The following is a 13,952-nucleotide window of genomic DNA, read 5'->3' on the forward strand; positions in this document are numbered from 1 at the left end:
CCCACCTCATCCGCTTTGTTGCCTTGCTCACTGTCGAACAGCGCCTGCTCGGCCTGTTCCTCGGTGCCGTTCGGCACTGCGTCGCGCGGACCTAGGTAGCAGTAGAACCGCAGATGCAGCGCGCCGGTGTCGTCTTTGACGATCTCATTTATGATGGCGCCTTCGCGCGGGCCGGTGACCTGAAAGAGGGTGACCTTGCGCCGGGGCTCCAGCACGATGATCTCGCGCAGATCTTTGCTACCGATGGTGGCGTCGTGGACGAAATGCGTGGGGCTTTCCTCGGTCACGTCGCAGCGGGTGCAAAGACCTGCGGGCAGAAATTCGTGGGCATCACGCGTTTTCAACTCCAGCCCCGCCCAGACCTGGTCGAGGGTGAGTTTTGCTTTGCCTTCGGGGTTCACGGGCGCGGTGGCGGTCGAATAGATCATGAGTTTGGTCCTTTGGTGTGGATATGCCCTGTTGATGCTGAGCGCCCGTTGGGTCGACCCCCGCGAAGGCGTGTGGTCCCTGCTTGTGTATCTGACCTGAGCGCGGGTGTTGCTGATCGTGCCGTTCGTCTGGATTCCTGTCCCGGTGGGCGATTTGTGGCTGTTCGCCGGGATGATGATGACACAGGCCTTCCGCCTCGCCCCTGCGGTCGTGGTAGCGACGCTGGATTACACTGCCCTCCTCTGGGCCACGTTCTTTGGATGGCTCATCTGGCGCGAGAACCCGGACGCGATAACATTCCTCGGCGCGGCGATCATCATCGCAAGCGGCGTCTTCACTATCCTGCGCGAACAGAGACAAGCCGGTTCATAGAGTACCGAGTAAAGAAAAACGGAGTGTGGACATGGTCTCATCTTTTGAGGCCTCGAAAGCGATAGAGATCCAGCCCGCAACCTGAGCTGATTTCGAAACCCTCATGGGCGGGAAAGGGGGCTGCGGCGGCGGCTGGTGCATGTTGTGGCGGCGTACAGCCAAGGAGATGGAGGCGGGGAAAGCCGAGCGGTCTGGTAGGTGCTAATCTCACCTTCAATCGTCCGTCTTTTTGTTGGCGGGGCTCTGTACAGAAATGTCGGAAGCTTGGGGCTCAGGTCATCGACAAGGTATTCTGATCGGCCATCGCTCTCGCTGATATCGCCATGTATTGGTTATGGCTCCTGCCCCGAAGATGAGGCGTTCTTGCGTTTCTCATAGGTGTCGATCATGCGGATGATCCACGGGATATTCGGCATGAAGATGAAAATCCTTGTGAGCTGAAACGCCGTCACAAGTGCCAGATCGATACTGAGATATTTGGCCGTCAGCGCCATTTCCGTGACGCCACCGGGGGCCGCGCCCAGTACCAGAACTTCCCATTGCTGTCCGGTCATCCAGGCCATGCCGATGGCCAGCACCGAGACAAGGCCCAGCAACAGAAAAGTGCTTGTCAGGATGGTGATCAACTGGCGCTTTTGATTGACGAAGAGGTCATGTCGAAAGGTGCTGCCCAGCCATGTGCCCAGGATGATCTGCGCCAGTGACAGCATTTCGGGCGGAAAGCCCGTGGGATGCAGCCCGATGGCGCTGGCCGCCGAGGAAAAGGTCAGCGGCCCAAGAAAATAGGGATTGGACAGCCGCAGGCGTTTGAACAGCAGCGCACCGGTGATGGCGAGAAGCGCCAGAAACCCGTTGCCGAGCAGATCGAAGGTGCCACCACGCACCACGCCAGCGCGATCCGGCCAGCCGTCCATCGCAAAGACCGCGATCGGGACAAGGATCACCACGGCGGCGATGCGCGTGGTCTGGGCCAGAATGACCGGGGCGGGATCGCAATTGTGCCGCTCTGCCATGATCGCGGCTTCGACCGGGCTGGTTGGAAAGGTCGAGAGGAAGGCCTGCGACAGGCTGATATTGGTGCTGCGGGCGAGGAGAAGCGCGACAAACCCGGCACAGGCGGCCGAGCTCAGCGCCATGCCGATCATGATCGGGGCCAGCCCGATGAGGGCGGCCAGCGCGGCAGGCGTAAACGCCAACCCGACCTGCGCCGCGATGGTCATCTGGCCGAAGGGACGGGTCTTGACCGGGACGGCAATCTTGAGCAGGCCGGAGACAGAGAGAGCCGCGGAGAGGACCAGCGGCCCGATCATCCAGGGCAGGGGGATGCCGATGCGGGAAAAGATCCACCCGGCAAGGCTTGCTACCGCATAAAGAGCAGCGAGTGTGAACATGTCTTTGGTGCGGAGCGACACGGGAAATTCCTTGGAAATGAAGGGGCGGTCAATGCCGGGACGCGTGGCGAGACCTGTAACGGGTTGTATGGCGGGTCAGTGGCGAAAAATGGGAGTGCGCCATGGCGCTTGCCGGGGCTCTAAGGCGCGTTTGGCAAATGTTCGACCGGGATCGGTTTGCCGTCAGGGTCGAGCGCGACGAAAACAAAATTTGCTTCGGTGACCTTCTCAATGAAACGGGCTTCGCGCGGGCGGCGCCAGGCACCGACATGGATGGTCATGGATGTTTTTCCGACCTTGATCAGTGAGGCATAGAGCGAGACCTCATCCCCAACCTTGACCGGGCGGTGAAAGATCATGCCATCGACCGCAATCGTGGCGCTGCGCCCACCGGAGGTGAAGGCCGCAATGGCGCCGGCGGCGAGGTCCATCTGGCTCATCAGCCAGCCGCCGAAAATATCACCCGCCGGGTTGGTATCGGCCGGCATGGCGATGGTGCGAATGGTCGGGTTTCCGGTGGGGGGTTGGTCTGAGCCACCCATGATGCGTTGTCCTCTTGCGTGACTGGAGGCCGGCCAGCGGTCTGTCCTCACGAGATTATTTTCTGTCATCATACTTAATCCGGGGCTGGCCTGAACCCAACCAATGGTTTGGTCACGGCAAACCGGCGGCGCAGTATACAGGCGGAAATTGCCGCTTGGCGACATTTGCGAAGAAGGGGAGACGCATGGCTGAGGTAACTGTCGACGTAAGGGATGGGCTTGGCTGGGTCACCATCGACAACCCACCGGTGAACGCCCTAGGGCGCGCCGTGCGGCAGGGGCTTTGGGACGCGGTGGCCACGCTGCGCGACGCGGACGTGCGGGCGGTGGTACTGACCGGGGCCGGGCGTGCCTTTGTGGCCGGGGCGGATATCCGCGAGCTCGGTCAAACACCAGTCGAGCCCTATCTTCCTGACGTTCTGGCCGCGATTGCAGATGCACCGGTACCGTGGATCGCGGCGATCAATGGGCTGGCGCTTGGCGGTGGTCTCGAAGTGGCGATGGCCTGTCATGCACGTATTGCGGCCCCCTCGGCCAAGCTGGGCCTGCCGGAAGTCAATATCGGCATCATTCCCGGCTCCGGCGGCACGGTGCGCCTTCCGCGTCTGGTGTCGATGGCCACGGCAATCAAACTGGTGACCAGTGGCAAGCCGATCGGCGCGCAAGAGGCGCTGGAGAGCGGGTTGGTGGATCGCCTTGGTGAGGGGGACCTGCTGGCCGAGGCCACCGCAATGGCGAAGGATCTGGCGGCGTCGGGCCGTCCCGAACCAGCGCTCGCGCGCGATCTGGTGGCGGGAGATCCCATCGACTGGGACGCGCAGGCGGCTCAGCTGCGCAAACGCAGTCGGGGGGCTGTGGCCCCGCTTGAGGCGCTGGCCTCGCTGAAATGCGCCGCCAGAGACCCTGTCGAGGTGGCGTTGGCGGGCGAGCGGGAGCGGTTCCTGTGGTTGGCGGCCTCAGAAGAGGCGGCGGCGCTGCGGCATGTGTTCTTTGCAGAACGCGGTGCGGGTCAGGCGCTGAAACAGGCCGAGGCAGTCCCTGCCGACCTGTCGCGCGTCGGTGTGATCGGCGGCGGCACCATGGGGGCGGGGATCGCCACGGCACTGCTGCTCGCCGGCTCATATGTCTGTCTGATCGAACGCGACGATGCCGCAGCTCAGACCGCCAAGACACGCGTGGCCGACACCATCGCTGCCAGCGTCAAACGTGGCGCTATCGCTGCCACCAAGGGCGAGTCCGCACTGGCCCGCCTAGGCACCGATACGGAGTATGCGGCGCTGCGAGATTGCCCGCTGGTGATCGAAGCTGTTTTTGAGGACATGGGGGTCAAACGCGAGGTCTTTACCAAGCTGGACGCAGTGATGCCCGCCGAGGCGATCTTGGCCACCAACACCTCTTACCTTGACGTGAACTTGCTCGCGGAGACGACAAAGGACCCTTCGCGCATACTCGGGCTGCATTTCTTTTCGCCCGCCCATGTGATGAAATTGCTCGAAGTGGTGCGCGGCGAGGCCACGGGGGCGCGGGCGCTGGCGACCGGCGGGGCCTTGGCCAAGCTCCTGCGCAAGATCCCGGTGGTGGCCGGGGTCTGCGACGGGTTCATCGGCAACCGGATCATGGCGGCTTACCGGCGCGATTGCGAGTTCATGCTCGAAGAGGGCGCCTTGCCGCATCAGATCGACGCTGCGATGCAGGGCTTTGGCTTTGCCATGGGGATCTACGCCGTGCAGGACATGAGCGGGCTCGACATCGCATGGGCGCAGCGCAGGGCGCGCGCGCCGCATCGTGCCCCAGAGGAGCGTTATGCCCATATCGCCGACCGTCTGTGTGAGGCCGGGCGGCTGGGGCGCAAGACCGGCAAAGGCTGGTATGACTATGCCTCTGGCGAGGCTGAGGTGGCCCCGGAGGTCACAGGGATCATCGAGGAAGAAAGCGCGAAGGCGGGTCGGACCCGCAAGGTGTTCACCGAGCAAGAGATCATCACGCGCATCCTTGCCACCATGCAACGCGAAGGGCAGGCGGTTCTGCGCGAGGGCATCGCCGAGAGTGCGGACGATATCGATGTGGTGATGATCACGGGCTACGGCTTTCCGCGTCACAAGGGCGGGCCGATGTATATGGCGCGCTGCGCGGACTGACGGCCAACACACGGCGTGGGCCTCCGAACTTGTGTTCGCGCCCAAACAGCTATCCCTGACGGACGGAGGCTACCCGTTTGGGACAGCGGAGTGCCCTCAGTAGCTTCGGTTGTCTGTTTAACGTTCAGAAATTTAAAGAAAAAAACAAGGCAAACCCGAGGAAGGCCTAAGACTAACAAATACTTAGTTCACGGCGGCCACCCTGAAGCGCGATGGTAAAGAGGAGGAATATTGCCGGGGCGCGAACTCGTGACCTGGCGAGGGAGGAAAATATGGAAGACTACAAGAATGCCCTTGGCTGGCGGCTGCGGTGGGATGCCCTGCGCGGCTCTTTGCCAGTGTTGGACTTGCTGGGTTGTGCGGCCCTTCTGGTCGTGTTCTGGCAGTATTTTTCGCAGGCATCCGCCCTGCCACAACCGCTGAACAAGATCGATATCGGTGCGGGTGGCTTTCCGACCCTACTGGCCATAGCGACCCTAATCGCCATTGTCGCCGTGGCCGTGGCGGCCGTCATACGTATGCTCGATCCGGTGCCGGTCACCTGGGTTTCGATCCGGCGGCCATTCTATGTTCTGGCGACGGTTGGGCTGCTCTTCTTGCAATCGATCTATTTCGAGAAACTGGGCGCTTTGCCGAGTGTGTTGATCTTTGCCCTGCTGACGATGCTGGCCTGCGGTGAACGCCGCCCACTGCATCTGATCGGCGTGCCGCTCGCCCTCGCTGCCTTTATCTACGTCGTCTTTAACCTGGCGCTTGACGTCAACTTGCCCTGAGGAACCTAAAATGTTTGAGAGTCTTGCAATCGGCTTTTCCGCGTTCGGCGATCCCATGGTCTGGTTTGCCCTCGTTTTCGGCGCGTTGGTGGGGTATCTGATCGGGGCCATTCCCGGCCTTGGTCCCAGCCTTGGTGTCGCGCTGCTGATCCCGTTCACCTATGGCATGGATCCGGTGGTCTCTATCGTCGGTCTGGTCGCGCTTTATGCGGCTGCCGAGTATGGCGGTGCGATCACCGCGATCCTGATCAATTCGCCGGGGACTGCGGCGGCCGTGGCGACCTCTTGGGACGGCTACCCGCTGACGCAACAAGGCCGCACGGGCGAGGCGCTGACAGTCTCGATCCTGTCCTCTGGCGCGGGTATCTTTATCTCGACGCTGTTCCTGATCATCACGGCGGTTCCACTGTCGGAATTCGCGTTGCGCTTTGGGCCTGGCGAGTATTTCGCGCTGGCGCTTGTCGGGCTGAGCCTTGTGGCGGGCCTGTCGGAAGGCTCGCCTCTGAAAGGCACTGTCGCCATGGGGATTGGCCTTGCGCTGGCCACCATCGGGTTGGATGTTCAAACCGGCGTGCCGCGCTTTACCATGGGCAATCCGGAGTTCTTCGAGGGTTTGCCGCTGGTGCCTGTCCTCCTGGGCCTCTACGCCCTGTCCGAGGTTCTGTTCATGATCGAGGACGGCCCGTCAGAAAAGGTGAAAAGCGCGCCGATCGGCGGCCTGCTGGCGCTGCCGGTCAAGACCATCTTTGGCCTCAAGACACCAATCATTCGTAGTTCGGTGCTTGGCTACGTGATCGGCGTGATCCCCGGTGCGGGCGCATCCATCGCGTCCTTCGTGTCCTACGCCGTGTCCAAGCGCCTGTCGAAAACGCCCGAGAAATTCGGCAAAGGATCGCTGGAAGGTGTGGCCTCGTCAGAGGCGGCGAATAACTCCGCCGTGGCCGGAGCGATGGCGCCGCTGCTGGCGCTTGGCATTCCCGGATCGCCGACCACGGCAATCATGATCGGTGCGCTCATGGTGCAGGGCATCCAGCCCGGACCGCTGCTGTTCGCCAAATCGCCCGAGATTCCCTATACCATCTTTGCCTCCCTCTGGGTGGGTGTGCCGGTGATGGTGCTGATCGGCCTTGCCGGGGCCAGGATCTGGGCCAAGGTCGCGAATATCCCGCGTCCTGCGATCGCCGCGATCGTCGCTGGCATCTGCTATGTCGGTGCCTATGCGTCGCACACCACGATGTTCCCGGTCCATATCATGACGGCCTTTGGCGTCTTGGGCTACATCCTGCGCAAGCTTGAGATCCCTCTGGCCCCGATCATCCTTGCGTTGGTTCTAGGCGAGATGATGGAGACCAATTTCCGCCGTGCGCTGATTTCAAACAAGGGCGAGTGGTCGATCTTCTATACCTCGCCGATGACCGTGATCCTGATCGCGATCGCCGTCCTGGCCTTTGTTTTGCCGGCTCTGTCTCAGCTGCGCGCACGTCGCGCCAAAGCGAAAACAGTTTGACCAAGTTTCGAGTCCCCGTTGCCTGACAAACGCTCAGTTCACTCAGGCGACGGGAAGGCCGACACTGTTCAAAGACGGTAACGTCAAAAGTTGTAAGACTTAAGGGAGGAAAACGAATGACGATCAGCAATCTCAAGAAACTGGTCCTAGGTGTCGCTGGCGCAGCGGCCCTGACTTTGGGTGGCGTCCAGAATGCAGCCGCCGGGGACTGGGCGCCAGATGCGCCGGTCAACATGATCCTGCACACCAAGCCCGGCGGTGGCGTGGATGTGTACAGTCGAACGCTGGCCAAGGAACTTGAGCCGATCATCGGCCAGTCCATCGTGGTCGTGAATGCACCCGGCGGTGGCGGCGCCACCCAGATGGCCAAGATCCGGGCGGCCAAGCCCGACGGGCTTACCCTGGGCGTCAACACCGTGACCCATCTGACCGGCATGCAGACCAACCTGCGCGGCACGTTTTCACCTGATGATTTCGATTGGATCGCCCTGTCGCAGGTCGACCCGATCCTGTTTTTCGTATCCAAGGAGTCCGAGTTGAACTCGATCACCGATCTGGTTGAGCTTGCCAAAGCCAACGGCGGTGCCGTCAATATCGCCGGGTTCGGTCCGGTCGGTTCGATGCAGAACATCGGCATGGCCATGCTGGAAAAATCGGCTGGCGTGACGTTCAACTGGGTGGCGCACCAATCGACCCCCGACATCATCGCCGCCGTTCTGGGCGGGCATATGGATGTGGGAGTCGCCAACCTCGGTCCGGCGCTCGAGTTCTTCGAAGCAGACCGTCTGAAAGGTCTTGGTGTTCTGGGCGACAACCGCTTGTCGACGCTGCCCGACATGCAGACCTTTGGCGAGCAGGGCTATGATGTCGACACCAGTTGGCTGCAAATCCGCGGTGTCTTTGGTCCAAAGGATATGCCCGAAGAACTGCAACAGCAGATCGCCGACGCCATCCACAAAGCCATGGCCAGTGAGAGCTACCAGACCTATGCCCGTGCTTCTGGCGTTCAGGACAGCGATTACGGTCCAAAGGAATATTCGGCCTTCATCAAACAGATGAGTTCTGTGGCCGAAGAACAGCTCAAGGCAGCTGGCATCATCGAGTGATGTCTCGCTCCTCGGTCTCTCCGCCAGACGATGGGGAGGCCAATCCAAGACGATTTTCTATTTTCAAAAGGGTGTCCACCATGACCGGCGCATTCACTGGCCTGCGGGTTATCGATACGACGCATGTCCTTGCGGGGCCATATGCAAGCTACCAGATGGCGTTGCTCGGCGCAGAAGTGATAAAGATCGAAGCTCCGAAAGAGCCTGATCAGGCACGCTTCAATGGCACCGACCGCGATCTCGTGCGCGCCGCGATGGGGACAGCCTTCCTCGCGCAGGGAGCGGGCAAAAAGGCGTTGGCGCTGGATCTTAAATTCGAGGCCGGGCGCGATGCCGTACTGCGGCTGGCCGAGACGGCGGATGTTTTTGTCGAAAATTACCGCCCCGGCGCGTTCAAGGGCCTTGGCCTTGGCTACGAAGATCTCGCCGCCGTCAATCCACGTCTGATCTATTGCTCTGTCTCTGCCTTCGGTGCCACCGGCCCGCGCCGGCGTCAGACTGGTTATGACAATGTGATCCAGGCGTTTTCGGGCATCATGGACATGACCGGCCATGGAGATGACCGCCCGCTGAAATGCGGCGCGCCCGTCGTGGACTATGCCACGGGCCTCACCGCCGCCTTCGCGATTTCCGCCGCGCTGTTTCAGCGTGAGCGCACCGGGAAGGGGCAGAGTATCGAGGTCTCGATGCTCGATGTCGCAATGACCCTGATGACCGCGCCCGCGACGGATTTCCTCTGGACCGGCAAGCATCCCAAGGCCAAGGGCAACTCTTACGCCTTTGCCACATTGGGCATGTATCAGGCCGCCGATGGGCCCCTGATGATCGCGGCGTCGAACCTGCGTCAACAACGGCGCCTCTGGATCGGGCTGGGTCGCGAGGATCTGGTCAAGACGGACAACCTTGCGCGGATCGACGATTACAAGACCGAGAATGCGGTGTTGGCCTCGATTATTGAGACCATGCCCGCCGCCTATTGGGAAGACTTCTTCAACGAACGGCGCGTGCCTGCGTCTCGTATCCGCCGCCTCGAAGAGGCGCTCGGCGATCCGCAGGCCAGGGCGCGCGCACAATTCCTGAAATTGGCCGACCCGAGCGGGCGACTGGAGGGGCTAAGGGTGCCTTCGGTAGCGTTTCGAATGTCACAGTCCGAGACAGGCGTCAGCCTGCCGCCACAGCCAGTGGGGGCGCAGACGTCCGAGATCCTGCGTTCGATCGGGCTTGGCGATGACGAAATCGAGGCGCTTTGCCTTGCCGGCCTGGCGCTTCAGGCGTCTGAACCGAAAGTTGCGGGAACGGTAGGACAATGACGACCGCGATCGAACAACTGGCTGATCTGGCCGCAGGCTGGCTGGATGCGCCTATTTCGCCCGAGGTGCGCGACGCGGTGCATTGCGCGACGCTGGACTGGTTCGCGACGACCCTGCCGGGCACGTTGCAGACCCCGGCCATCTTGCTGGCGGCAGGTGGGCTTGCGCGTGACGGCAATGCCTGGTGCTACACGAGCGAGCGACGGATTGACCCACGCAGTGCCGCTTTTATCAACGCCGCGGCCAGCCATACGGTCGAATTCGACGACATCTTCCGTGATGGCGGCTATCACCCCGGCTCGCCCACCTTTGCCGCGGCCCTCGCCGTGGCGCAGGATCGCGGCGCCTCCCGCGATACCTTTGATCGCGCCGTGATCGGCGGCTATGAAGTTGGCTGTCGCATCGCCATGGCACTGCAACCGAGCCACTACGAATTCTGGCATATCACCGGCACGGTCGGCACGTTTGGCGCCGCCGCGGCGGTCGCGATGCTGCTGGGCTGTGATAGAGACGGGATCGCCAATGCCATCGCCATCGCGGCCAGCTTCGCGGGCGGCGTGCAGCAGAACCTGCAAGGCGAAAGCATGGTCAAGGCAATGCATCCCGGCCATGCCGCCGATGCGGGCATCCTTGCGGCCTATGCTGCCGCTTCTGGGGCCACGGGCGCGTGGAGCAGCCTTGATGGTCCCAAGGGCTATGCCGCCGCGACCAGCACTGGCACCGGCAATTGGGGCGCAGCGTTCGACGGGGCAGGGGAGTGGACCCCGATCACCCGTATGACGGTGAAAATCCACGGCTGCTGCGGCCATATCTTTCCCGCGCTCGACGCGCTGGCCACTTTGCGCGCCGAACACGGCTTTGACCCGCAGGATATCGCGGCGATCCGCATCGAGGGCTACGGGCCGACCAAGGACATCTGTGATCGCCCCGATCCGCAGGTCGCGCAGGAGGCTCGGTTCAGTGCGCAATATTGCCTCGCGGCCCAAATGGTTCTGGGCGGTGTGCGGCTGGCGGCCTTTACGCCCGAGGCGCTGATCAATCCGGACATTCGCGCGATCATGCCGTGCATCACGGTCGAACGGGCCGAGGATCTGGCCGCCGAGTACCCGCGCAAACGCATGGCGCGGCTGCATGTGACGTTGAAGGACGGGCGGTCATGGATGCATTTCCAGCCGTCGCGGCGCGGCGATCCGGACAACCCGATCTCGCGGGCGGATTTGCAGGCCAAATACGAAGAACTGGCTGGCCCGGTTTTGCCGGAGGCAGAGCTGGAGCGGCTGCGCAAGACTATCTTTGACGGCGCCGATCTGCCCGACGCCGTGATCAAAAAACCGACGCATAATACTTGAGAATGCAGCCTGAGCTGCGACTAGACGAGAAGGAAGAGCCATGGACACCGCAGTTTCCCTGCCTGAGTTCATCACCGTTTCCCACAATGACGGGATCGTGACGATCACGCTGAATCGCCCCGAAAAGCGCAATGCGATCAACGACCAGATGCGCGCTGAACTGATTGACGCTTTTGCCGAAGCGGACGCCGACAAGGAGGTGCGCGCGATCATCCTGACCGGCGCGGGCAAGGGCTTTTGCTCGGGCGGCGATATTGCGGGCATGCGTGCACGGCTCGATGCGCCGACCGGCGAAGTGGCCTTTAATGGCTGGAAACGGCAGAAAAGCACCCATCGCGGTGTGGTGGCTATTCATGGCGTCACCAAGCCGGTGATCGCGGCCATGAACGGCGCAGCCTTCGGGCTTGGCCTCGACATGGCTCTGGCCTGCGATTTCATCATTGCGGCGGATGGCGCAAAAATGTCGATGAGCTTTATTAAGCGCGGTCTGGTGTCCGATGGCGGCGGCATGTATTTCCTGCCGCGCCGTGTGGGCCTGTCCAAAGCCAAGGAGCTGATCTTCTCCTGTAAGGTGGTGGAAACCGACGAGGCGCTGGCGCTCGGCATGATCGACCGTGTTGCCGCCCCAGAGGCGCTACTGGACGAGGCTCATGCCTGGGCTAAGGAGCTGACCGTTGGATCGGCCACCGCCATCGCGCTGACCAAGGAAATCATGGACAAGACTTTCGAGCGCTCCGATGACGAGATTTTTGCCCTCGGCCGCGAGGCGCAGGCGGTCTGCTACACTACGGCAGAGCACCGCAAATCGGTCGAAGACTTCCTCAACAAGCTGTCGAAATAAGGTCTGCCACAATGTCGAATATGCAAGCCATCCTGAACCCGACCAGCGTCGCCGTTGTCGGGGCCTCCAACGACCCGGCCAAACTGACCGGGCGACCGATTGCCTTTTTGCAAAAGCAGGGCTTCAAGGGGGCGATCTATCCCATCAACCCGCGTTATGACGAGATTGCCGGGCTGAAAAGCTATGGCAATATCGCCGACCTGCCCGAAGCGCCGGATCTGGGCCTTGTGCTTGTCGGCGCCCATCGGGTGATCGACGCGGTGCGCGATCTGGCGGCGCGCGGCACCAAGGCGGCGGTTGTCCTGGCCTCCGGTTTTGGCGAGGCGGGCGAAGAGGGTCGTAAACGACAAGAGCAGCTGCGCGAGGCGGCGGGCGACATGCGCATTCTCGGGCCGAACACCATCGGTCTCGTGAACCTGACCGACGGCATTCCGCTGACCGCCTCGGGCGCGATGGAGGTCGATGATTTCCCGGCGGGCAAGATCGCACTGCTGTCGCAATCGGGCGGCATTCTTGGCTCGCTCCTGTCGCGGGCCGTGGCGCGCGGCATCGGCTTTTCCAAGCTGGTTGCCACGGGCAACGAAGCCGATCTGGAGGTTTCCGATTTCCTTGAGGCACTTGCCGATGATGACGCGACGCAGGTCGTTGCGCTTTATCTCGAAACCATCCGCAATCCGAGCAAGTTCCGCGCAGCGGCGGCCAAGGTGATTGCCTCTGGCAAGTCCATCGTTGCCTATAAGGTGGGCCGCTCGGAATCCGGCGCGCGCTCTGCCGTGTCGCATACCGGCGCTCTGGCCGGGGCGGACGAGGTCTATGACGCCCTGTTCAAACAGCTCGGCATCATCCGCGCCCAGACTTTTGCCGACCTTCTGGATATTCCGGCGGCGTTGGCGCAGGGCCGGTTGATGAAGGGCAACCGCGTGGCCATCGTCACCTCGACCGGCGGTGCCGCCACGGTAGTGGCGGACAATGTGGGCCTGTCCGGTCTGGACATGCCCACGCCCGACCAGGAGACGGGTGACAAGCTGCAGGCGCTTGACCTGAAAGAGGCCGAGCTGGACCGTAACCCGATTGACGTGACGCTGGCCGGGCTGCGCCCGGACCTGTTTCGCTCGATCCTGAAGATACTGGTGGAAAGCCCGAGCTTCGACGCGATTGTTGTGGTGGTTGGCTCGTCCTCGATTGCCCAGCCTGATCTGGTGGCGCAGCCGGTGCTTGAATCGCTGGCGCTGACCGACAAGCCGATCATGGCCTATGTCAGCCCGGACGCGCCCAATATCGTGAGTACGCTCAACACGCGGGGCATCCCGGCCTTTGCGGCACCCGAAAGCTGCGCCTCGGCGCTGCAAGCCTTGGCCGCGCCTGCGGGAGCCGCGCAGACCAGGGCATCGAACGCCAAGGAGATTGATTGTAGCGACATCGCGGCAGGGTCCCTCAACGAGGCCGAGGCGAAAAAGCTTTTTGCCCGCTTTGGTGTCTCCGTCACACGTGAGGTCACGGCAGAGACCCCCGAGCAGGCCGCAACGAAGGCCAAGGATTTCGATGGCCCCGTGGTCATCAAGATTTTGTCGAGCGAGATCCTGCACAAATCCGAGATGGGCGGCGTCGCGCTGAACGTGGATCCGGCGAATGTCGGGACTGAATGCGAGGCCATGTTGGCCCGCGTGCGTGCTGCGACATCGGCCAAGGTGGACGGTTTCCTCGTGCAGGAAATGGTCAAAGGCGGGGTTGAGATGATCCTCGGTTTTAACCGCGATCCGCAGCTTGGGGCCTATGCCCTGCTCGGCGCGGGTGGCGTGACGACCGAGCTGTATAAAGACGCCGCCATCCGGCTCTTGCCGCTGGACCGGTCCAGCGCGCGCGACATGATCGACGAGATCAAAGCTGGCGCGCTTCTGAAAGGATTTCGGGGCAGTCCCAAGGCGGATATCGAGGCGCTGATCGACACAATGATCGCTTTCTCCGGCATGGCCGAGACGCTGGAGGACCGCTTGAGCGAGGCCGAGATCAACCCGGTCTTCGTGTTGCCCGAAGGGCAGGGGACACGGGCGGGCGACAGCCTGATCGTGCTCGACTAACCCGCAAGAAACCCAAATGTTCGGGCGGCTGTGTTCCGTCGCCCAAACATTTCTGCGCCAAGGATCAAAGACATGACCGACGTCTATATCTGCGACTATATCCGCACGCCTGTGGG

12 protein-coding genes are annotated in these 13,952 nt (G+C 62.2%); 9 read left to right on the forward strand and 3 right to left on the reverse strand.

Annotated features, from left to right (window positions below):
• The coding region (locus B30_RS20985) for an AtaL-like protein (RefSeq protein WP_009574269.1) at positions 1–428 on the reverse strand (428 nt) is incomplete at its 3' end.
• Between the two features lie 106 nt (positions 429–534).
• Here B30_RS20985 and B30_RS20990 point away from each other — a divergent pair.
• Positions 535–801: a DMT family transporter gene (locus tag B30_RS20990; RefSeq protein ID WP_009574270.1), complete on the forward strand. Its 267-nt coding sequence runs from the start codon at positions 535–537 to the stop codon at positions 799–801.
• 332 nt (positions 802–1,133) lie between these two features.
• Here B30_RS20990 and B30_RS20995 read toward each other — a convergent pair whose 3' ends face one another.
• The gene (locus B30_RS20995; protein ID WP_009574271.1) at positions 1,134–2,213 is read right to left on the reverse strand and encodes an AbrB family transcriptional regulator; all 1,080 of its coding nucleotides are present in this window, start codon (positions 2,211–2,213) and stop codon (positions 1,134–1,136) included.
• A gap of 119 nt (positions 2,214–2,332) precedes the next feature.
• Entirely contained in the window at positions 2,333–2,734 is a 402-nt protein-coding gene (locus B30_RS21000; RefSeq protein ID WP_009574272.1) for an acyl-CoA thioesterase, read from the reverse strand.
• A 185-nt stretch (positions 2,735–2,919) separates the two neighbouring features.
• On the opposite strand from B30_RS21000, the gene B30_RS21005 reads away from it, so the two are divergent.
• From B30_RS21005 to B30_RS21040, 8 genes are all read left to right on the forward strand, one after another.
• Positions 2,920–4,872: a 3-hydroxyacyl-CoA dehydrogenase NAD-binding domain-containing protein gene (locus B30_RS21005; protein WP_009574273.1), complete on the forward strand. Its 1,953-nt coding sequence runs from the start codon at positions 2,920–2,922 to the stop codon at positions 4,870–4,872.
• Between the two features lie 272 nt (positions 4,873–5,144).
• Positions 5,145–5,645, forward strand: coding sequence for a tripartite tricarboxylate transporter TctB family protein (locus tag B30_RS21010; RefSeq protein WP_009574275.1), 501 nt, complete (start codon positions 5,145–5,147; stop codon positions 5,643–5,645).
• A gap of 10 nt (positions 5,646–5,655) precedes the next feature.
• On the forward strand, positions 5,656–7,152 hold the full coding sequence (locus B30_RS21015) for a tripartite tricarboxylate transporter permease (RefSeq protein WP_009574277.1): 1,497 nt from the start codon (positions 5,656–5,658) through the stop codon (positions 7,150–7,152).
• 116 nt (positions 7,153–7,268) lie between these two features.
• Positions 7,269–8,258 (forward strand): Bug family tripartite tricarboxylate transporter substrate binding protein, encoded by a 990-nt coding sequence (locus B30_RS21020; protein WP_009574279.1) that lies wholly within the window; start codon positions 7,269–7,271, stop codon positions 8,256–8,258.
• 80 nt (positions 8,259–8,338) lie between these two features.
• Positions 8,339–9,568 carry a CaiB/BaiF CoA transferase family protein gene (locus B30_RS21025; RefSeq protein ID WP_009574281.1) on the forward strand — a complete coding sequence of 410 codons (1,230 nt, stop codon included), beginning with the start codon at positions 8,339–8,341 and terminating at the stop codon, positions 9,566–9,568.
• A complete protein-coding gene (locus tag B30_RS21030; protein ID WP_009574284.1) occupies positions 9,565–10,917 on the forward strand; it encodes an MmgE/PrpD family protein in 1,353 nt (450 codons plus the stop codon). Before B30_RS21025 ends, B30_RS21030 begins: the two co-directional genes overlap by 4 nt.
• A gap of 40 nt (positions 10,918–10,957) precedes the next feature.
• A complete protein-coding gene (locus B30_RS21035; RefSeq protein ID WP_009574285.1) occupies positions 10,958–11,758 on the forward strand; it encodes an enoyl-CoA hydratase/isomerase family protein in 801 nt (266 codons plus the stop codon).
• Positions 11,759–11,769: 11 nt separating this feature from the next.
• Positions 11,770–13,836, forward strand: coding sequence for an acetate--CoA ligase family protein (locus B30_RS21040; protein WP_009574287.1), 2,067 nt, complete (start codon positions 11,770–11,772; stop codon positions 13,834–13,836).
• The last annotated feature ends 116 nt before the right edge of the window (positions 13,837–13,952 follow it).

Origin of the sequence: Celeribacter baekdonensis B30 (assembly GCF_000299875.1) — a bacterium.
GTDB lineage: Bacteria > Pseudomonadota > Alphaproteobacteria > Rhodobacterales > Rhodobacteraceae > Celeribacter > Celeribacter baekdonensis_A.